The 18455-nt window shown below is 66.0% G+C and carries 20 protein-coding genes; 2 read left to right on the top strand and 18 right to left on the bottom strand.

Translation table 11 applies throughout. The features are described 5' to 3' along the window. Positions 1-61: 61 nt before the first annotated feature. The 12 genes from ON00_RS19295 to ON00_RS20805 form a co-directional block, all read right to left on the bottom strand. Complete coding sequence (locus tag ON00_RS19295; protein WP_010409155.1) at positions 62-553, bottom strand: SGNH/GDSL hydrolase family protein; 492 nt, start codon at positions 551-553, stop codon at positions 62-64. Further along, positions 550-1047, bottom strand: a complete 498-nt coding sequence (locus tag ON00_RS19290; RefSeq protein WP_010409153.1) for a hypothetical protein — start codon at positions 1045-1047, stop codon at positions 550-552. Before ON00_RS19290 ends, ON00_RS19295 begins: the two co-directional genes overlap by 4 nt. Continuing rightward, the gene (locus tag ON00_RS19285; RefSeq protein ID WP_010409151.1) at positions 1044-2198 is read right to left on the bottom strand and encodes a nuclease-related domain-containing protein; all 1155 of its coding nucleotides are present in this window, start codon (positions 2196-2198) and stop codon (positions 1044-1046) included. The genes ON00_RS19290 and ON00_RS19285 overlap by 4 nt, the downstream gene beginning before the upstream one ends. After that, on the bottom strand, positions 2195-3052 hold the full coding sequence (locus ON00_RS19280; protein ID WP_010409149.1) for a CsgG/HfaB family protein: 858 nt from the start codon (positions 3050-3052) through the stop codon (positions 2195-2197). Before ON00_RS19280 ends, ON00_RS19285 begins: the two co-directional genes overlap by 4 nt. Further along, positions 3045-3374 carry a hypothetical protein gene (locus ON00_RS19275; protein ID WP_010409148.1) on the bottom strand — a complete coding sequence of 110 codons (330 nt, stop codon included), beginning with the start codon at positions 3372-3374 and terminating at the stop codon, positions 3045-3047. Before ON00_RS19275 ends, ON00_RS19280 begins: the two co-directional genes overlap by 8 nt. A gap of 26 nt (positions 3375-3400) precedes the next feature. Beyond that, positions 3401-3610 carry a hypothetical protein gene (locus ON00_RS19270; RefSeq protein ID WP_010409146.1) on the bottom strand — a complete coding sequence of 70 codons (210 nt, stop codon included), beginning with the start codon at positions 3608-3610 and terminating at the stop codon, positions 3401-3403. Between the two features lie 91 nt (positions 3611-3701). Next, positions 3702-4463, bottom strand: coding sequence for a hypothetical protein (locus tag ON00_RS19265; RefSeq protein ID WP_010409145.1), 762 nt, complete (start codon positions 4461-4463; stop codon positions 3702-3704). Then, on the bottom strand, positions 4450-5181 hold the full coding sequence (locus ON00_RS19260) for a hypothetical protein (protein WP_010409143.1): 732 nt from the start codon (positions 5179-5181) through the stop codon (positions 4450-4452). Before ON00_RS19260 ends, ON00_RS19265 begins: the two co-directional genes overlap by 14 nt. A 312-nt stretch (positions 5182-5493) precedes the next feature. After that, positions 5494-5730 (bottom strand): hypothetical protein, encoded by a 237-nt coding sequence (locus tag ON00_RS19255; RefSeq protein ID WP_033967468.1) that lies wholly within the window; start codon positions 5728-5730, stop codon positions 5494-5496. 2 nt (positions 5731-5732) lie between these two features. Beyond that, the gene (gene mobF / locus ON00_RS19250) at positions 5733-8807 is read right to left on the bottom strand and encodes a MobF family relaxase (protein WP_010409137.1); all 3075 of its coding nucleotides are present in this window, start codon (positions 8805-8807) and stop codon (positions 5733-5735) included. Positions 8808-8810: 3 nt separating this feature from the next. Then, the gene (locus ON00_RS19245; RefSeq protein WP_010409134.1) at positions 8811-11330 is read right to left on the bottom strand and encodes a type IV secretion system DNA-binding domain-containing protein; all 2520 of its coding nucleotides are present in this window, start codon (positions 11328-11330) and stop codon (positions 8811-8813) included. Continuing rightward, positions 11323-11496 carry a hypothetical protein gene (locus ON00_RS20805; RefSeq protein ID WP_154651477.1) on the bottom strand — a complete coding sequence of 58 codons (174 nt, stop codon included), beginning with the start codon at positions 11494-11496 and terminating at the stop codon, positions 11323-11325. The genes ON00_RS19245 and ON00_RS20805 overlap by 8 nt, the downstream gene beginning before the upstream one ends. A gap of 635 nt (positions 11497-12131) precedes the next feature. Here ON00_RS20805 and ON00_RS19240 point away from each other — a divergent pair. Next, the gene (locus ON00_RS19240; protein ID WP_010409132.1) at positions 12132-12350 is read left to right on the top strand and encodes a hypothetical protein; all 219 of its coding nucleotides are present in this window, start codon (positions 12132-12134) and stop codon (positions 12348-12350) included. A 180-nt stretch (positions 12351-12530) separates the two neighbouring features. Here ON00_RS19240 and ON00_RS19235 read toward each other — a convergent pair whose 3' ends face one another. Beyond that, a complete protein-coding gene (locus ON00_RS19235; RefSeq protein ID WP_010409130.1) occupies positions 12531-13085 on the bottom strand; it encodes a hypothetical protein in 555 nt (184 codons plus the stop codon). A gap of 371 nt (positions 13086-13456) precedes the next feature. On the opposite strand from ON00_RS19235, the gene ON00_RS19230 reads away from it, so the two are divergent. Then, a complete protein-coding gene (locus ON00_RS19230) occupies positions 13457-13834 on the top strand; it encodes a hypothetical protein (protein WP_010409127.1) in 378 nt (125 codons plus the stop codon). 368 nt (positions 13835-14202) lie between these two features. On the opposite strand, the gene ON00_RS19225 is transcribed toward ON00_RS19230, so the two are convergent. The 5 genes from ON00_RS19225 to ON00_RS19205 form a co-directional block, all read right to left on the bottom strand. Beyond that, complete coding sequence (locus ON00_RS19225; protein ID WP_037494485.1) at positions 14203-15195, bottom strand: SLOG family protein; 993 nt, start codon at positions 15193-15195, stop codon at positions 14203-14205. 590 nt (positions 15196-15785) lie between these two features. Next, entirely contained in the window at positions 15786-16208 is a 423-nt protein-coding gene (locus ON00_RS19220) for a hypothetical protein (RefSeq protein ID WP_010409122.1), read from the bottom strand. Between the two features lie 138 nt (positions 16209-16346). Next, the gene (locus ON00_RS19215; RefSeq protein WP_010409121.1) at positions 16347-16685 is read right to left on the bottom strand and encodes a single-stranded DNA-binding protein; all 339 of its coding nucleotides are present in this window, start codon (positions 16683-16685) and stop codon (positions 16347-16349) included. Positions 16686-17375: 690 nt separating this feature from the next. After that, a complete protein-coding gene (locus ON00_RS19210) occupies positions 17376-17633 on the bottom strand; it encodes a hypothetical protein (protein ID WP_010409119.1) in 258 nt (85 codons plus the stop codon). A gap of 136 nt (positions 17634-17769) precedes the next feature. After that, on the bottom strand, positions 17770-18036 hold the full coding sequence (locus tag ON00_RS19205) for a type II toxin-antitoxin system Phd/YefM family antitoxin (RefSeq protein ID WP_010409116.1): 267 nt from the start codon (positions 18034-18036) through the stop codon (positions 17770-17772). Positions 18037-18455 lie beyond the last annotated feature (419 nt).

Below are 18455 nucleotides of genomic sequence, written 5' to 3'. Positions count from 1 at the left end.
AGCGGGATTGAGTCGAGCCGTTCGGTTCCGGCGACCGATGCTCGCGGCATGAAGATGGCGATCACGACCCGAGTGGGCTGCTCATCACCAGCACGGTCGCGCGCGCGATCGGCGCCGGCGCTACGCCGGCTCTGAAGGGGGCGACCGCCCCCCACCGCAGCGACTTGGCGACGGGGCGATAGCTGACCGGATGGATGCCATCCCGGCTCGGTTGCGCCCGCAGCGGGATGACGGTGTCGCCGAAACGTGCCGCGATCGACGTGACAATGGATGACGCGCGCAGGTCGTAGGGGGCAAGCCAGGCCACCTTGACGGCGGTGGTTCGCCGCCTGAGCGCAAGAAGGTTGGTTGGGAGCGCCGGACTGGCGGCATCGTTCGACCCGAGTGCGATGAGGGCGACGGTGGCGGCCGAAGCGCCCCTCACCCGCCGCTCGATCTCGGCCGAACCGGCACCCACGCGCGCATGAACCTCGCAGCGTATGCCCTGTGCTGCCAATGCCTGCGCCGTGCCGACCGCGGTGCTGTCGCCCAGGATCAGGCAGAAGGGAATCATGGCCGACCAGCCTGATGGGCAAGCGGTTTTCGTGGAGTGGTCATGTCGCCGTAGGCAAGTAGCCCGAAGATGGCGACAGCACAGCCGGCGATGCCGAACGCTGCGCGTGCCAGCCCGATCAGCCGCGCCTTGCGACCCTTGCGAAGGTGGTTCCACCCTCGATCGAGCGAGGTACGCCAGGACAGCCAGCCATCGCCGATATCGCTCGCGCCGAACATCGCGATGGGGATCGCGACGGCCAGCATGATATGCCGGATGTCGGCGCGGGCGATCACGATGGCGAGAAAGGTCGCGACCAGAATGAACAGCGCGATGGCGTTGATGACGCTGTAGAGCGGGCGCAGCCGAAAGATCCGACGCGAGGGCGCAGCGAGGTAGCGCACGATCGGACGGCGGCAGGTGTCGCAGACCAGCATGTGCTGCCCCAGCGGCCAGCGGCGCATCGCCTCATGGCAATACGGGCATTCGGGCCGGGGCAGGCTGATCATATTCATGCGACGTGGCCGACCCTGATCGCATCGGGAAGTGCAGCCCGGATCACGTCGGCGACGTCGGGCACGCAGATCCAGTTGGAGAATCTCGGGTTCCAGATCGCCTTGCCCTTGCACAACGCGGAAAGAACCTCCCTGCCGATCTCATCGTCGCGCGCGGCCCTGAAAGCGATGCGGCCATCTGGCAGTGTCCGCTCGACGATCCCGGCGCATACCTCGATAGGTGCGCCCGCCTTGACGGGAACCGCCTTGGCAGGGGGCGATACCTCCAAAACGGTGCATTCAACCGCTACCGATGTGGAGGGACTTTGCGCCGGATGAACAGTGACAGGCTCTGCCTCGACGTACGGCGGCAATTCCGGCACAGACGCGGCCTGGACGATGGGCATGTTGATCGGCCCAGACGGGTCGCCGGTATGAGACGTATCGGCGGCGTCCGTGCTGTCAGGAACGATGCCGAGGCGGGTATAGATATCGCCCTCCTGGACATGGTCGGCGATGAGCTGGTCGGCGATCTCGACCATCTGCGCGGCGGTGACGCCGGTCGAAAACATTCGTCCCAGGGGCGATGACCCGCCGAACGGCACCCAGGCTTTGTAAAGGTTGTCGCATTTGTAGATCGGCTCGTCGCTGCCGATTTTGGAACGGTCGATCATCGCGGTGGGCGGAACGGACACGAATACGCCGACCTCCGCGAACGCCCTGTCATGCCCTTTTCGCTTCAGCCACGCCTGCAGCACCTTGCGTTGTCGTTTGGCCTGTTCGACCGGATTGGGGATGTTCTGCGGCTGACGTTGCGAGCGATACCAGACCATCCATTCGCCATGCTCGTTCTTCGAGATCCGGCCAGAGTAGTTCTTGGATTCGAAGATCGAGGCGGTGCGCGACGCCCGCGACAGCAGGATATGATCGAACTGCGCGAACCCGCCCTGCCCGTCCGGCAGGCGCAGATCGTGGATAAGCAGGTTGCGGTCGTTGTCAGGCCCGAATTGGTGATCGAGCATATAGGCGGTCTCGCGCTCGCCCCGCATCCCCTGGCGATGGTTCCGCACCGTCGATCGCACGCGCTCGGGGAGAGCCGCGAACTCGTCGGACGCCATCACTTCGTCGGCAAATGCGATCTCGGCCGCGCGGGTCGATTTCTTGCGGATCATCGTTTCGGCGTTCCCGGATTTGGCTGCGGCAGCGGTTGAACCGCCTGCGCCGGTAGCGGCGCGGAGGCGGGAGGCACCATTGCGGGCGGCTTGGCCGGCACCAGCCTCGCCTCGAGCCGTGGCCGTGCATCCTCGATCAGCTTGCGGAACGCATCGAGCGTCGCCAGCGTGGTGATCTTGCCGATGTCGGTCGAGGCGTAGCTTCCACCGAGCGCACCCACGCCAAGGCCGAGCAACAGCCCACCGCCCACGACGCCGATATCCTTCTTGCGCGCCGACCCGCTGGCGACCGCTTCCTGGATGCCGGTGTTCACGTCGACCAGCGTCATCAGCACCTGGCTTTCGAGTGTCTTCGACTTGAGCCCGACCGCCCCGCCGAACACACCGCCGACCCCGCCCCCGCTCTCACGCGACTTGGCGTCGGAATAGACCACCTTCACCTCGATCAGATAATCCGCCTTGGTGACAGGCCGGGTTGTGGCAGTCCCGCCATTGATCGCGCGTTCGCGTTCGAGCGCGCTGAACGCCTCGCCGCGATCGGCGACGCGGAAGCAATTGGATCGCGCGATCATCAGCTTGACCAGTGGCAGCGCGTCGACGCGCGCGGTCGAACCGCCGTTCTGCATCTCCGCCATGCGCATGAGCGCCTGCAGTTGCGGCGACAGGCCATCGGCCGGGTTGGCGGCCTTCTCCTCAACCAGCGCGGCAACGCCGAGCGGCACCTGGCATTGCGGCACGGCGGTCGTCTCGTCGACGCCGGTGCCGCCCTGCCCCAGCTTCTGGGCGTGGGCCATTGAAGGTGTGACGGCCGCGAGCGCGGCCGTCACGACGAGCATGCGGGTGCGATCAAGCACCGGCGCCCGCCTTCTTCGCATGCGCTGCGGGATCGCAGATCCCGGCACGCTCCTCGTCCGCCGCAACTTTCTTCGCGGCTTCGTCACAGTCCTTGCAGTCGGGACAGTCCGCGCAGTCCTTGCATTTGCCGTTGTGAAGCGCGTGCGCGCGATAGCGCGCCTTCTTCGCCTCGACCTCGCGCGCGGCATCGGTGCCGGCATGACTTCCGGCGAAGCTCGCCATCGCGAGCAGGACCGGCGCCGACGACTGCGCGCTGGCGGCCGACGGCAAGGCCACGGAGAGGGCGGCAAGCCCCAGCGCGGCGATCATCTTCAGTTTCATCGTGTGTACTCCTTCCCTGGCCGTTTTCAGAAGAAACCGTTGCGTCGGCCGTCGCGACGGTCATCGTGGCGGGCGCTGCTGTCGCCCAGCGCCGAGCGCCGGACCTCCAGCTCAACCCCGTCCCCCTTGCGGCGAATGCGGACATCCTGCGGGGCGATGTTGTTGCGCTTCGCCCAGCGGTCTGCGTCGGCATCCGAGCCGAACTCGCCCATTTCCTCGAAATCCCAGTTGCTCATGTCTCCTGTCCCGGTTGATCGCCGTGCCGGCGCGCGGGGGCCGGTCCTGGCGGTGCGATGCGAAATCCCCGCGCGTGGATGAAGGACAGTGTCACTGGATCGAGGCCGGTTTGGCGGCGATGCGCCGGACCACGAGATTGCTGTCGGCCCCCAGACGAAGATCGAGCGTGTGCCCGACCCGTCGCGTGAACAGCATCACGCCGGCAACCTCGTCGTGCAGCGTGCCCTTGCCGAAGAAGGTCCGAGAATCTGCCCATTCGCGGCCGTGGATGAAGCGGACGCGATATTGGCCGAGCGGGGCTGGCACGGTGACACGCTCGAAGGCGCGGACATAGACCGACAGCCGGTTCTTCGCCGTCGCCGGATCGAGCAGCTGGACGATGCTATTGTCTGCCGCACCCTGAATGGTCAGGTGGCTTCTGACGGTTCGCAGGTCGACGCTGGAGGAGACGGCGACCGTTCCCGATTCCGGAAAACCGGTGTTCGTCCCCACGATTGACGCGAACAGGCTGGAGGTTGCGCGCTTGATCTGGCCCTGCCCGGCCCAGGCCGCAAGGACCAGTGCGATGGCAACACCGACGCCCAGCGCCTGCCAGTAAGGGGCCGGCGTGAAGCGCGGGCGGGGCCGCCATCGACCGCGCTGATAATCGTGGCCCCTGTTCCTGGCTTCGAACCACGACCCTTTCGATCCGCCAGATATCCAGCTCGCGCTCCCCAGCGGCACCGATTTCCTGAACCCGAAGCGGTTCAGCTCGACCCGTGCCTTGCGATCGTTCCATTGCGTCGCACCGGGATCGAGCCCCTGCCGCTTGCGGTAGCGATCGCGCATATAGTCGCGATCATCGATGCCCATCGACCACCTCCATCGACTGCGAGGGGAGAGCCAGGGGAAACACGTCCATTCTGGACAGCATCGCGTGATCGCGCAGCGAGGCCTCGACGGCGACAACCTCGCTCGAAGTCAGTCCAGGTTCGCGTCGTACGAACAGGATGGTCGACGCCGATCCTGCCAGCCAGCGCGCGATGGAGATCCTGGGCATCAGCCGGTCGTGGTCGGCGAAAGCGTGGGTCGCTCGTCGCACGCCGGCCAGCACGGTCATTCCCCAACGCAGGGCGTGACCGTTTCCAGAATCGTGTCCCGCCGCCTCTGCGACGGCTTCCGGCGGGAGATCCCGTATCAGATCGCGGACGGCCGAAAGGGTCGCACCAGGTTCATCGCCGGCATGCTGGATCGCGCGGAGCAGCACATAGCGCGAAGCGCAGGTGTAGCCCGAGCAAACGTCAGGATCGTCGGGAAGGAACGCTTCGATCGCGGACGAGCGTGCATAGTCGCTCGGATGGTCTGCGAAGAAGTCCCAGTTGCCGCGCGCGGGGTCGATCAGCTGGTCGCGGACCTGGTCGGCGAGTTCGGCGATCGCGTCGCCATCGCCGAATACCGCGAGCCGGCCCCCGTCACCGGCGCGGACCGCTTCAAGCGCCGCTTCCGTCAGATCCGCGGTTTCGGCGATCGTGAGGGTCGCGTGCGTCGGCTCGGGTTGGCGCCGGAAGCGAAAAGGGAAACTACCGTCCACCGGGCGTACCTTGGGTTGCGGGCGGAACGAAAATTCCACCATCGGTGTGAAGCGACGCGCTGACGATTCCGCATCCGACCGCCCAGGCGAAGGTGAAAGCCGCCACCGCGGCCGCCAGGAGTCCCGCCTGACGCAACCGGCGCGTCAGCGGGACGATCATGCGTGGTGCGGTTGACCGTGGCTCCACGGGCTTCCTGCGGGCCTGATGGCCATACTCGGCCGTTCCCTCGATCGCGTCGCAGGGCGGCGTGTCGAGCCGCGAGGTCCGACCGATGCGGGGAGGCCCGTGCATATAGTCGCGGTCGGCGAGGCTCATCGTGCTGGCTCGGACCGGACCCGGAGGGCACGCAGCGCGCGGGTGAGCGGCAGGAGTAAGACGTAGGTCAGGCCGAAAATCGCGGCCATCGCAAGCGTTTCGCCGCCCCAGTCGAGCGCATCGTCGCGCCGCGCGAGCTGGCTGCATTGCGTGAGCGTATGAGTGTCGAGGTCGCAGGCGTGCCAGTGCTTGGTGGCGATCACCTGGTCCCAGGTCGGTGGTGATGTGGTCATGCTCATAGCTCCAGTCCGATGTCCTTTTCGGGGTAGGGAAGTTCAGGCCCTTTGGGCTCGACCGGGACGCTGAACCGGGAGAGGTCGAGCGAGGGATCGGTACGGATGTCGATCTTGCCGCCGGTCGAGGGGCGGGCTGTATCTGCGCTCGGCTCGCCTCCGACTTTCTCCGGTCCGCGATCGAGGTCGGGCGGCAGCGAAGGGTTGAACGTCTCGCCCGCGCCGGCTTTCGTGGCTGCGCCGGCAGCGCCGCGATCGGGGTCGATCGACAGCGCGCCGGTGGTCTCGAGCGCCGAGGTCTTGTTGCCCTCGTTGCGCTCGATCGCGGCGGTCAGCTTCTCGCGGTCGTCGGTGAACAGCTGGATGTCGTCGCGGACGCGCGTGACGGTGACGTTGAACAGCCGCTGGTTGGAGAGGTTCGATTCCCTGTGGCTCATCACCGCGATCGCGGTGTCGGTGGTGATGCCCTGCGCCGCGTGCATGTTGAGCGCGTAGGCGAGGCTGATCCGCTCCATCATCGGATCGCCCGCCTTCAGCTCGTGGAGGGTGCCGTCGCTCGCCTCCACCTTGATCCCCGACGGGTCGGCCGAGACGACGCGGGCGATATCGTTGTTGTTGAGGCCGCGGTCCTTGTCGTTCTGGGTCCAGCGGATCTTGTCGCCCTCATGCAGCTTGATCTGCTCGCGCTGGGCGAGCTGCATCGCGTCGGTCTTGTCGACCGGCGATATCTTCTGCGGATCGAAGGTCCGTACCCGGTTGCCGATCTGGACCTGAACGCGCCCCTTCGCGTCGACGCCGAGCACGTCATAGGTGCCGGGGCTGAGGCCGAGCTCGCGCATGGCATGGCGCAGGTCGATCACCTGGCCGGGCTTATAGGTATGCGCGTAGCGGAGTTCCTCGCGCGTGACGTTGACCTTGTCGAGGACCGGGGTGACGACGCCGTCCCCTTTCAACGTGCCCTCCGCGGCGAGGCCGTCCTGGATGCGCACGTTGAGCTCTGCGCGCGCGACGCGGCCCGACGAGAACATCGCGGTGGTCTCGCGCTGTTCGGGGGTTAGGCCCAGCCAGTGTTCGGCCGCGGCCTTCACATGCTCGGGGTTGGCGGTGACCTTGTCGCCGAGCATCGCCATCGCCTCGCGCACCTCGCCGCGGTTGGTCAGCGCGGCGACGGTGCGCAGCTGCTCGGTGCGCTGGCGCAGATTCTCGTCCATCCGCGCCAGCGTGATCCCGCCGGCCTGCGCGAGCGCGAACGCCTTGCCGGCGTCGACCGCGGTGATCTGCTGGCGATCGCCGATCATCAGGAAGCGATCGACGCCGAGCGCATTGGCGATGCCGACCAGGTGCTTCATCTGCTCCGAGCCGACCATCGAGGCTTCGTCGAGGATGAGCGTGGTGCCGGCGAGCGCGTCTCGCGCGCCGTCATAGCCCGCGCCCTTCCCAGCGAGCGCGTGGCGGGCATAGCTGTGGACGAACGAGGACACGGTGCGGCTCTCGATGCCGGCTTCGGCGCCGAGACGATCGGCGGTCGCCTTCATGAGCGCGAGACCGACCACCTTGCCGCCTTCCTGCTCGACATTGCGCGCGACGCTCGCCAGCATGGTCGACTTGCCGGCGCCCGAGACGCCCTGGACCGCGACGATGCGATCGGCGGAAGTGAGCGCCATCGTCGCGGCCGCCATCTGCCCTGCATTGAGTTCCTTGTCGCCCGATGCGGCGTTGATCCGCTCGATAACGGTGTCGGCGGAGACGATCACCCGCCCCTCCCCCTTGCCGCGCTCGATCTCTGCAAGGATGCCGCGCTCCGTCGCGAGCGCCTCGGGCGTCGTGACATGGGTGACGACGCTGTCGATCCGGTCATCCTTGCCCGGAATCAGCTTCTCGTTGCGGATGAGCTCGGAGACGCGCGCGTCGACATGCGCGGCGGTGACACCCTTCAGCCCGAGGTCGAGCGCGGTCCTGGTGATGTCCGGCACCGCGAACGCGGCTTCGCGTTGGGCATGGATGCGGATCGCGGAGGCGACGGCGTGCTGGGCGCGCAGATCCACCGGCGCGATGCGCAGCCGGTCGAGGCCGCTGGCGACGAGCGGATCGGCGGGTCGGAATAACTCGCCCAGGCTTTCGCGGAGATTGGCCAGGACGTCACCGAGGCGCTCCATCGGTCGTGGCTGGGCATCGAGGCCGCTGGCGCCAGCACGCTCGCGCGCGGCATCGACCAGTGCCTTGCCGTCGAATCCGAGCGCGGCCGCCCGGTCACGCCATTCCTGGCGCAGGGCATCGCGATCCTCGACGTTCAGCTTGGCGTCGCGGGTATTGTTGGTCACCTTGCGCAACGCCTCGGCGGAGGTGACACCGAGCTCGCCGGCTTTCGCCAGGATATCGGCGCGCCGCTGGCTGAAGGTGTCGATCACCTCCTTAGGCACGCCGGCGATCTCGAACTGGCCGTGCTTGCCGGTGACGCTTGTTTCGTAGCCGATCTTTGCCAGCTCGGCGCGAAACTGGGCGTGATAGGCCGCGCCGATCGTGGTGTTGTTCTTCCAGAGCTGCTGGTTGTGGAGCGCCTGCCATGCCCCGTTCGCCATCTTGGTCATGTTGGCGATAAGGACGTGGATGTGGCCCTGCGGATCGAGAGCGCGGCTCGTGTCGTGCTGGAACAGCGCATAGACGAGGTTGCCGGTTCGCACCGCATCCCCTGACCTGGACTGATCGTAGGTGCGGCCTTCGGCGAAGGTCTTCTCGACCCATCCCATCGTCGCCTTTACGGCGTTCATATGCGCGGTGAGGACACGGGTGTCGCAAGCGACATAGGCCATTACGCTGGCGGACTTCGGCATCGAGAAGGTCAGGTCGACACCGAGCCTGCGACCCTCGACCTGCCCGACCTTTTCGCCATCGGGCATCTCGCCGTTGAGGATCTTCTCGAAGTCTTCCTTGGTCACCTCGCCCTTGAGGCCAAGGTCGGCCGCGCCCACCCCGCCCCAGGCGGTCGCCTCGGACGAATGCTCGGCGGTGTAGTAATCGTCCTTGGCGAAATACTGCGCCGCGCCGGAGGCGGACTTGACGGAAGCGACCGACAGCATCGGCTACATCCCCATGTCCATGTCGTCATCGATCTCCGGCGAATGATCCGGGCCGTGATGACGATGGTGGTGATCGGGGTCGCGCTGCGTCGCAAACCCATCGCGCAATTCGCGGGTCGCCTGGTCCTCGTGGCGATCGGCATCACCGCGATCGGACCGGCTTTCCGGGGCATGGCGTGACGCCTCGCCGCGCGTCGGATCCACCCCGCTCTGCGGACCCGCACGGTTCTCGATCGGGGACATGCCCATGCCGCCGAGTTGGGCATCCAGACTGGATGAACCTCCCGTCACAGGCTTGGAAGGTTCGCCCCCGACCCTCGTTGCGGCATCCGACGCGCGGACGGCATCGACGCCGGTCGGGCTGCTGGCGACGCCCTTGCCGGTTATCTGATCGATCACCACCGGCAGCGACCCGGTGACCTCCATCGCCGCAGCCGCCTTTTCAGCCTCGCTACGCGGCTTCTCGGGCTGCGAGGCGGTCAGGTCCGGCTCTTGCCTTTCCTTCGCCTCCACGCCCCCCACAGGCCGTGTGGGGGTATGCTCGCGGCCACCCTCACCCCCCTCATCCGCGCCATTGTTCCGGGTGTTCTGACGACGCCGGTCTTCCGGCGAGACGTATTCGGTAGGCTTGAAGTTCTTGCGGGGCACCGCCCCCGGCGCGACCTCGGCATAGGAGCGGTATTTGAGTTCGATCCGCGCAGCAGGAAATCCATCGGGAAACTTCACGAAGCCGTGGAGCGACGGCAGGTTGTTGATGTCGTCGGGGATGACCAGCGGCTCGATCGCCGTGCGAGGCGTGAGGGTCGAGGCGTCGCGGGTGTTGTTGTAGCCGTAGCTGTAGGCCTCATCCATCTGGCGGACCTCGCGGCTGCCGATGAACTCGGAGCACTTTTCGGCTGTGGTTCGATCGGCGGTGGCGAGGATCAGCTTGGTGCGCGCAAGTCCGGTGAGCGCGGTCGCGTTCTGCAAGCCATAGGTCGCGACCAGCTTGTCGAACGAGTGGATCCCAAGGACGAACGCACCGCCGAAGTTGCGGGCCGACTGGAGGCCATGCTCGATACCAGGAAGCGCGTGAAGCGCATGGACTTCGTCAAACAGATACCAGGTCCGCAGGTCACGGGTCTTGGGCAGGCGCATGAGGTTGTTGACGGCCAGATCGATCCACAGCGTGAACAGACCGCGGGTCATCTCGAGGTCGTTGTACGAGCCGGTGATGAACATGATCGAGCCGTCGCGATTGTCGGTCGCGATCCAGTCGCGGATCGAGAAGGCGGGCGGGCCGCCCGGGACAGGGTCCGGCATGAAGCGTAGCGCCTGTCCGTTGACGTTCAGAACCGAGCGGATCGATTCCGCCATGCGGGCGGCTTTCTCGGTCGTCAGCGGGGCGGCGATGGTGTCATCGAGCTTGGCGTTGATCGACTTCAGATCGGCCTGCATCAGGTGGTGCGCGATCGCGGCGTTGTTCGCCTCACCCATCTCTTGAAGCTTCAGGCACATCTCGATGAAGAGCATCCGCGCGGCGTTCTGCCAGAACGGTTCCTTGTCGTCGTGATGCGAGGGAATGAGGGCCGATGCGGCCGAAACGAAGTCGGCATAGTTGCGGCATTCGTCGAACAGCGTCCACGGCGCGCAACGCTCGTCCATAGGGTTGAGAATGACGTCGGTTTCTGGGTTGTAGAACGTCTCCACGAACACGCCGGTCAGGTCAAAGATGACCGCGCGATGACCGCGCGCGCGAAGCTGCGAGACGTGGCTGCGCAGCTGGGTCGTCTTGCCGGTGCCGGTGGTGCCGATGAGCATGGTATGGCTCTGTTCGAGCCGCCACGGATAGGGGATGCCGGCGATCGTGTATGGAACGTGGATGCCCCGGTCGATCCGATCGAGGATCGGAGCCTTGGCGACGAGTTCGGGGACGTACGGCGGATCGTGTTCGGCGCACTCGGTGCGGAACTTGCGCCGGTTGTGGCCGCTGACAGTTTTGACGAGCACGTCACGCTCGACCAACAGGGCGCCGCGGTTGTGGCGTTCCTGGAGCATGTCGCTGCCGCGCTTGTTTGCCCACATGATGAACCACATGATGATCGGTGCTGCGATGAAGGCCGACATGACGAGTGTCGTCAGGAAGATCTTGACCGTCTTCGCCCAGGCATGAACGACATGGGGTTCGTAGGGGACGTAGCCGATCGGAACCTTGGTCACGATGCCGTTTCGCAAGGTCAGGTTGATGAGGTGGAATTTGTCCCCGCCGACCCACGTCCAGATGGCGGAATAGAGCTTCATCAGGTCGAGCTGGAACTCATGCTCGGCGAGGCCCAGCCAGACGAAGATATTGAACAGGACGATGAACGTCCCCAGCCATATCCAGATGGGCACCTGGAGGCCCGCCCAGGTCATCTTGTACTGACTGGCGAGAAGCTGCGAACCGCGGGTGAAATTGCCCGAGTTGCGGGTGATTCGCCCCCGCGCGGAATGGTGCTTTACGGTCGCCGCCTGACCGTTGAACCGGATGTCGCCGCTACGCATGGAACGTCGCCAGGCGCTCCTTCGCGGCTTCGCGAAGCTGGGGTACGACGTCGCCGTGATCGCGTGTGATAATCACGTCGATCGCCGCCTGCATGTACTCGAGAACGAGGACCGCACGGGTGATGTTGAAAGTATGCTCGGCCTCAGCGAAACGGATACCGAACATAAGCGCAGTGCGCGCGGCCTCAGACCGGGAGCACGACCGTTTCGCGGCTACACGATCAAGTGCCGCAATCTCTTCAGACGAAAGTCTGAAGGCTATCGTCGAGTTAGACATTCACCACCCACTTGAAAGTGGCTGGTGGGGTTTTCGGAGAGTGGAAAATACTACAGCCTGGTCCCGAGGTATAGAGTGAAAACGCATTCACTCTGCAAACAGGGATTTTCGCGCGTTCTCAAGCGCTTAGGGGAGAACCACCAAGGCGTTTGCAGGGGCAAACATGTTTGCCCCTGCAAACACCGGAAATTACAGACACTTAACCTGCGGCGTGCCGCGTACGGTGTGCAAATCCTTAGGGACTGTCGCGGTGGTGGTGGCATCATGGCTGGATGTCCGATCATTGGACTGGGTTCCGGGAGAGTAAGCGCCGCAGGCAGGCGACCACCGGACTGGACCGAAGGGTATTGGGCGGAGCAATCCCGCCCCACGACGGACCTGGCCGAAGGGCAGTGTCCGTCGCCTCATGCTGGTCCGGTAAAGCCGGACCAGCGAGCGATTATGAGTGTCGCTATTGTGCCGGTGGAGCGGTGCTGGCATCGTGGGAAATGGAGGCCGATCCACGATCAGAAAAGGCAGGTCATATGGCACGGAGTATCGAGCAGGAACGGGCACAGCTTGAGGCGGACGAACAGCGGCTCAACGAACGCCGCAAGCAACTGGCCGATCGTGAGCGTTCGGAGCTGCTGAAGGAGGTGGAACGGTCGGGGTTGATGAAGGCCGATCCTGCCCAGTTCAGCGCGATCATTGGAGCGATCAAGAAACTCGGGATCGCCGAGACCGTGAAGCGCCTGACCGCGTAAGCGGGTCAGCGCGAAAGCGGGCTCAAGCCCATCATGCAAATAGAAGGGGAGCTGCCGTTAGGCGCTCCCCTTTTCAATGCTTGGGCCGAGTTGGCGAAGCTTCGGTCCATTCAGGCATAAGAATGGGGAGCATCGAGGCGAAGCCCGATGCTCCCCGACGCGATGGCGACTGGAGGGAGGCTATCCCCAGACCATGCGTATCCCTTCACTGGTGTCGGCCTGAGCAGCGAGGGTGTCGAAGCGTTCGAGGTAACGACCATCGAGGCGACCAAGGTCGCGGCGAACATAGGGCTGGCCGAGTGTTTCGCGTAGTTGCCCGATGGGCATGCTGCCGCAATTATCGTCCGAAAGTCGTAGCGCGTCGAGGACGTGGAAGGCGTTGCCGTTCGCGAGATTGATCTCCGCTGCGCCGTCCGGGGTGCTGGCGACGCGCATCGTGATCGTGCGGGTCGCGTCATCGTGCCAGAAGCGCACGTTGAGGCCACGGAACTGGGCTTCCTCGACCACGGCGATGACACCCACATCGTGATCGAAGATCGCGCAGATCGACGCGAGCGACCAGGGGCAGACGCGAGCTTCGAACGAGCACGACACGAGCGGGTCATCATCCTCGTCTTCGAGCAGCTGGCCACGTTCGCGGGCGAAGGCGCGGAACGCGGCAAGCTGGCGGGCGGTGATGACGGCGGGCGCGGCGTCGGCTTTGCGATCGACGCTGAGGAAGAAGGTGATCGACATGGTCTGTCTCCCATTGGAACCATCATCTCCGGTTCCCCTCCCCCTTCCGATCCGTCAGGATCGGCATGGTCGATCATCCTGCCACGGGGTCGGTCCGCAGGACCGGGTGCCCGAGCGATGCGTAGCTGGTGCTCGCAATGCGCAGGCATTGCGGCACCGCGAGCGAGCCGGGCTTCGGTCGGACCGCGCCGGTCGATGCGTAGCGAGCGCGACACGCGGAGGCGTGGCCGCGATGCGAGCGAGACGGGCGCGGTCGATAAGCTAGCGCGATCGCCACCGCGATGCGTAGCGAACCGGCGATCCGAAGGGATCGCCGTGAAGCGAGCGAGCCGTGCCGGTCAGCTCCTGCGCGATGGCATCGGCACGGTGCGATGCGCAGCGGCAGCGCAGGCGATGCGACGGCATCGCCGCGCCCGCCAGCGAGCCGTGCCGATGCGGCAAGCGACATGCCGGGTGAGACGCGCCGGTCGATGCGTAGCGAGCGCGACATGCGCAGGCGTGGCCGCGATGCGAGCGAGACGGCGTGGCCGATCAATGGGTGCGATCGGCACGGCGCGATGCGCAGCGGCAGTGCAGGCGATGCGACGGCATCGCCGCGCCCGCCAGCGAGCCGTGCTGATGCCGCAAGCGTGACGCCGGTTGAACCGCGCCGGTCGATGCGTAGCGAGCGTGACACGCGCAGGCGTGGCCGCGATGCGAGCGAGACGGCGCGGTCGATAAGCCAACGCGATCGGCACGGCGATGCGTAGCGAACCGGCGATCCGAAGGGATCGCCGTGAAGCAAGCGAGGCGTGCCGATTGGTGTTCAACGACGATCGCCAGTCGTATCGGCCGAGGCGTAGCGCGCTGGTCATCGCATTCAGCGATGACCGCAAAGCGAGCGAGGCGATGCGACGGGTGTCGGTATCGACCCCGGCACCGGCGAGGCGTAGCTGGCAGTGGCAATGCGACGGCATTGCCCTGCCGCGAGCGAGCCGTGCCGAGCGGGCAACGTGGCGTGATCGACCGATAGGTCAGTCCCACGCGGCGCGATGGGGCTCGATGCCCCGGAGCGCCGCCCAGGGCGACGTAAAAAAGGGGAAGGACTCCGGTTGCCCGGAGCCCTTCCGTGGGTGCGTCAAGCGCGGCGGCTGCGCTGGCTCGGCTGCACCGGTGCCTGTCCGTCCTTGCGGAAGACGTGGAGCGGTACGCCGGCGGTACGCAACTTGCGAGCGAAGTCGATCTGGACGCCCGATCCTTCGCAGACGATCGCTTCGACGGGACGCAGCGAGGCGATGCGGTCGTTGCGGAGGAACCCGCCCCGGTTGCCGTGGCGCTTGTCGAGGAACATGCGCACCAGCTTGACCTCGCGCGAGGCCGCCCACGACGCTGCGATGGCGTCGGCACCCTTGTTCATGGCGGTGGTCATCAGGACCATCGACGGGATGCGACGCTTGATCTGGTCGAGGCGTTCGAAGAGCTGCTCGTGGTCGTGCCATTCCATGCCGCCCGAGAAGGCGACAATCGGGCCGCTCGGGTTGTGCTCGTCCCGACGCTTTGCCGCGCGTGCCGCCAGATAGTCGGCACCGTCGATCATCGAGGCGGTCAGCTTGGACGACACCCTGCTGCCGCGGACGGTCGAGAAGGGCCGTCCGGTCTCGACGCGATACACGTTCCCGGCGTGGTCCCGCATGCAGCGCATCGCCTCGGCGCAATTCTCGAGGGTCTGGCAGAGCAGCTGGGTCTCTTCGAGCTCCACCGCGTAGATCTCCGAGGGGTCGTAGCTGCGCACCAGGTCGCCAAGTTTCTTGGCGGCGTCATCCTCACGGCCCTCGATGCGCTTGGCCACCATGTGGAAGCTGTTGACGAAGCCCCATGCGAGGTCGGCGGCGAACTCCTCCATGCGAGTGTCGCGGAACACGTCGAACATCGTCGCCAGCATCTGCTCGACGGCGTGTGCGGCCTGCTCCGGGTCGGGCATGTCCAGCTTCTCGGCTTCGCTGACGATGGAAAGCTTCGCCATCTCGCTCGCCTCGATGAACGCCCCCTGATAGGTCTCGGTGGTGTGCTCGTCGGCGCGGCGCTCGTTGATCGCGCGGCCCATGTCGTTGAAGTTGCTGTACTTGGTCATGATAGCCTCCATGAGTTGAAAATCTCACCTTCTCTCGGTGAGGAATCTCATCCGGCATGCGGCGGTCAGGGCGGTCAGGGACGTTAACCGGGAAGCCGCGGCCCGCAGGGTCGCGGACCCCGGTTAACGCTCGCGCGCGGGGGAGCCGATTTTCTCGTGCCCTGGAGGCGGAGCGAAGCGGAGACGGAAGGGTGCGTGAAAATTGGGGGGACCGCGCGTCCTTGACGGCCCGCCAACCCCGCATGCCAGACTTCCTCATCACAGAGAGAGAAAATATTATGTTGTGGTGGGCACGCCGGGTCGGACCGAGCACGGGCGGCGGTGATGCGCCGGCACGGCGCAGCGCCGTAGAGGCAGCGCCAGTGAGCCCGAGAGGGCGAACCAGCTGCCGTCGCCCGCGCGCAGGACGCCCGGCGCCGGCATAGGGATCGTCACCCGCAGGGCGGAGACCCCGCCAGGGGGCTCCGTGAGGCCCGCCAGGGCCGAATAGAGCCCGGTCCCGCCCACAAGGCGGGACGCCCCGCCCTGCTCTCCTACGACGCTCTCGCAGCCATCACAGCAGGCACAGCAGGCACAGCAGCACAGCAGGATCAGTCCCAATCATACTGACCGCCGTCATCCCCGATATCATAATCCGGCATTTCCTGGATTCCCGGATCATCCGGGTCGCGGTTGGCATCGGCGTCATCGCCGTGCGGGTCGGTGATTTCCGGCTCGACCGCGCTGTCATCGTCTAGCCAGCAGGAACGCGGACACTGGAGCAGCTGGTGACCACGATGGACGAAGGGCTGGCCGTTCATCAGGATGGGTCGCTCGGCGAGACGCCGGCAGGGTTCATTGCGACGGTTGCGGAAGCCGCACGGCACCGCCAGCGGGGCGAGCGCGACGGCATTGCCGTCGTGGTCGCCGCCGGCGGGTGCCGGCTCGTCGACCCGAGCGACCGGGTCCGGTGCCGCAGGTATCGGCTCGGGCGCGAACGGGTCGCCGTCGAACATGTCGCGCTGGACGGTCATGGTGCCGGACCTTTCAGGTGAGCGCGCGCTGGCGCAAGGCCGCGGTGCGAAGCACCGTGGGCGAGGCGTCCTGCGCGGGCGATGATGAAGCATGCGCGAAGGGCGACGCCCGCAGGCGCCGCCCGGTTCGCTGGCCGGTCAGTAGAACTCGGCGCGATCGGCGATGATCTCGCAGCCGTAGCGGTCGTTGCCGTCGCTGTCCTGCCAGCGGGTGTAGTGCAGGCGTCCCTCGATGGCGATGAGGTCGCCCTTCTTGCGGTTGCCGGCGATCGCCTTGGCGAGGCCGTTGAAGCAGGTGACCTTGTGGTATTCGGTCTCCTTGACGGTGAAGCCGTCGTCGCCTTTGTAGGTGTGGCCGTCCTTGTTGAGCTTCGGGCGATCGGTCGCCACGAAGATGGTCGCGACGCTGGTGGCGCGATTGACTTCGCGCAGTTCGGGGGTGCGGGTCAGGCGGCCGACGAGGTTCACGTTGTTCATGGCATTGCCTCCTTGGGTTGGTCGGCGGTCCGTCCGCCGGTGTCACCTGAAGGGCGTCGCGGTTCGGGGCGTCGCACCGGAGGGCGAGCTGGGCCGGCGCGCAGGCGGCGGGCCTGGTCGACCGGAGGGGAACCCCTTTTGCAGGGGTGGTGCGGGCAGCCGCGCGAAGCGCGGCAACACGGCCCTGCCAAAGGGGTTGCGAGGCCCCGGGGCGCGGCGCAGGTGACACGAAACGGCGGATGGGCCGTCGATCAGCCCAAGGTTCCCGCAGGCATTGCCATGGACAAACCTCGTGAACCGCTCATGTCGGTCGCCTGACCCGTACCCCCGAACGACCCGGCGCGAAGGCAGGCGTGCCGCCAGCGTCGCTCGCTGACCGACGTGGTGCCGCTCCGAAGCTCGACAAGGACGGCCGCGCCCGGGCGACGACGCACCGGCAAGGAGACCGGATGCCGCAAGGTCGCCCGACGGCCGACCCTCGCCAGGGCGATCGCCGGCAACCGCATCGGACCTGGGCGTCCTCATCGCCATCGGGGTTAAACGCCTGCCGATACCCGCTGGCAGGACAGCGACGGCTTTACGCGCCGCCCGGCTGCGAGATCATCGCCGATTGTGATGATCTATCCGTGCGGTCAGCGAATCGGGCGGCGTCTGCGGGCGTCGTCCTTCGGGTTGGCGAGGATCGATCGCCTACTCGGTTCGCCGGGTGGGGGTGATCCGATGCTCGACGATCAGCGCCGCGACACGTTGTACGATGCGGCTCGGCACCTCGGCGATGATGGTGCTACCGTCGTTACCGGCGCGAACGTCGGGTCCGACCCATGCGAAATCGTTCACGTCGTCCCACACGATGCGTGATCGGTCATCGAGGCCGAAGGCCTCAATGAATCGCGGCGGCAGAGGGACGGATGCAGCCGGTGAATAATCGCGCGTCGTCAGTGGCACCATCAGGACACGGAGCCTTCCGGCTGAGCGATAGCTGCCAACCACCATGCAGGGGCGGAGTTTCGAGCCGTCCTCGTCGCCCCGGTTATGTTCATGCCGCCAGAGGTAGAAATACCAGATCAGGTCACCGGCTTGCGGTTCAATCGACGTACTGATCGTTTTGGACGGACCCGGCGCTGGGCGTCGCGGTCCTGATGGCGTGGATGGCTTCATCGCTCAACTCCTGCGGCGAGAGCGCGAGGTGATCGAGGCGGGACAAGCGTTCGAACTCGGAGGCGGGTAGCATGACCACGCGGGCAGCGCCGTTGCGCTCGATCGCGATCGGATGCGTCATCGCCTCGTCGTAATAGAAGCCGAACCGCTTCGACACGTCGGTCGATCTGGCCTTTTCGATTGTAGGGGTCATGGTTTCCCTCATCTTTCGTTACGCGGCCGGGGATCGATTAAGCCCTGCGTCCCTCCAGGATGGGACCCTCATCTGGTCCTGCCAATGTTGTAACGGCCATCTTTCTGTTACATGGGAATCCGTATCTTCCGTAAAACGGAAGACAATCCGTACACCACGGACCGCGCGGCTGCAACAGGCACTAACGGCAACAGGGACCGCTTCGGCGATGAAGCGATCCCCGTCGAGGTGGCGATACGGGCGACGCGTCAGCGCCGCCCGATGCCGGTCAGACCCTCTCGTCGACCGGCGCGGTGCTGGCACCCAGCCCGTCTCCGGTGTCATCGCCTGCGCCCGAGGTCGCCACGTCACGGCCATCGGCGGTGAAAGGCAGCGCGGGTTCGCCATCGTCCGCCTTGACCCCGAGCGCGGCACCGACG

Origin of the sequence: Sphingomonas echinoides ATCC 14820, from assembly GCF_000241465.1 — a bacterium.
GTDB lineage: Bacteria > Pseudomonadota > Alphaproteobacteria > Sphingomonadales > Sphingomonadaceae > Sphingomonas > Sphingomonas echinoides.
Note: the sequence above shows the minus strand (reverse complement) of the source record. Positions and strands in the feature narration are given on the sequence as shown.

What these genes read in the sequence shown, in the direction of transcription:
- ON00_RS19275 (WP_010409148.1), bottom strand. Translation starts at nt 3,374, where the DNA reads ATGAAACTGAAGATGATCGCCGCGCTGGGGCTTGCCGCCCTCTCCGTG.
- ON00_RS19230 (WP_010409127.1), top strand. Translation starts at nt 13,457, where the DNA reads ATGCGCAGCGGCAGCGCAGGCGATGCGACGGCATCGCCGCGCCCGCCA.
- ON00_RS19265 (WP_010409145.1), bottom strand. Translation starts at nt 4,463, where the DNA reads ATGGGCATCGATGATCGCGACTATATGCGCGATCGCTACCGCAAGCGG.
- ON00_RS19210 (WP_010409119.1), bottom strand. Translation starts at nt 17,633, where the DNA reads ATGGTGCCACTGACGACGCGCGATTATTCACCGGCTGCATCCGTCCCT.
- ON00_RS19205 (WP_010409116.1), bottom strand. Translation starts at nt 18,036, where the DNA reads ATGACCCCTACAATCGAAAAGGCCAGATCGACCGACGTGTCGAAGCGG.
- ON00_RS19255 (WP_033967468.1), bottom strand. Translation starts at nt 5,730, where the DNA reads ATGACCACATCACCACCGACCTGGGACCAGGTGATCGCCACCAAGCAC.
- mobF (WP_010409137.1), bottom strand. Translation starts at nt 8,807, where the DNA reads ATGCTGTCGGTCGCTTCCGTCAAGTCCGCCTCCGGCGCGGCGCAGTAT.
- ON00_RS19240 (WP_010409132.1), top strand. Translation starts at nt 12,132, where the DNA reads ATGGCACGGAGTATCGAGCAGGAACGGGCACAGCTTGAGGCGGACGAA.
- ON00_RS19225 (WP_037494485.1), bottom strand. Translation starts at nt 15,195, where the DNA reads ATGACCAAGTACAGCAACTTCAACGACATGGGCCGCGCGATCAACGAG.
- ON00_RS19285 (WP_010409151.1), bottom strand. Translation starts at nt 2,198, where the DNA reads ATGATCCGCAAGAAATCGACCCGCGCGGCCGAGATCGCATTTGCCGAC.
- ON00_RS19215 (WP_010409121.1), bottom strand. Translation starts at nt 16,685, where the DNA reads ATGAACAACGTGAACCTCGTCGGCCGCCTGACCCGCACCCCCGAACTG.
- ON00_RS19235 (WP_010409130.1), bottom strand. Translation starts at nt 13,085, where the DNA reads ATGTCGATCACCTTCTTCCTCAGCGTCGATCGCAAAGCCGACGCCGCG.
- ON00_RS19290 (WP_010409153.1), bottom strand. Translation starts at nt 1,047, where the DNA reads ATGAATATGATCAGCCTGCCCCGGCCCGAATGCCCGTATTGCCATGAG.
- ON00_RS19245 (WP_010409134.1), bottom strand. Translation starts at nt 11,330, where the DNA reads ATGCGTAGCGGCGACATCCGGTTCAACGGTCAGGCGGCGACCGTAAAG.
- ON00_RS19295 (WP_010409155.1), bottom strand. Translation starts at nt 553, where the DNA reads ATGATTCCCTTCTGCCTGATCCTGGGCGACAGCACCGCGGTCGGCACG.
- ON00_RS19270 (WP_010409146.1), bottom strand. Translation starts at nt 3,610, where the DNA reads ATGAGCAACTGGGATTTCGAGGAAATGGGCGAGTTCGGCTCGGATGCC.
- ON00_RS19220 (WP_010409122.1), bottom strand. Translation starts at nt 16,208, where the DNA reads ATGACCGTCCAGCGCGACATGTTCGACGGCGACCCGTTCGCGCCCGAG.
- ON00_RS20805 (WP_154651477.1), bottom strand. Translation starts at nt 11,496, where the DNA reads ATGTTCGGTATCCGTTTCGCTGAGGCCGAGCATACTTTCAACATCACC.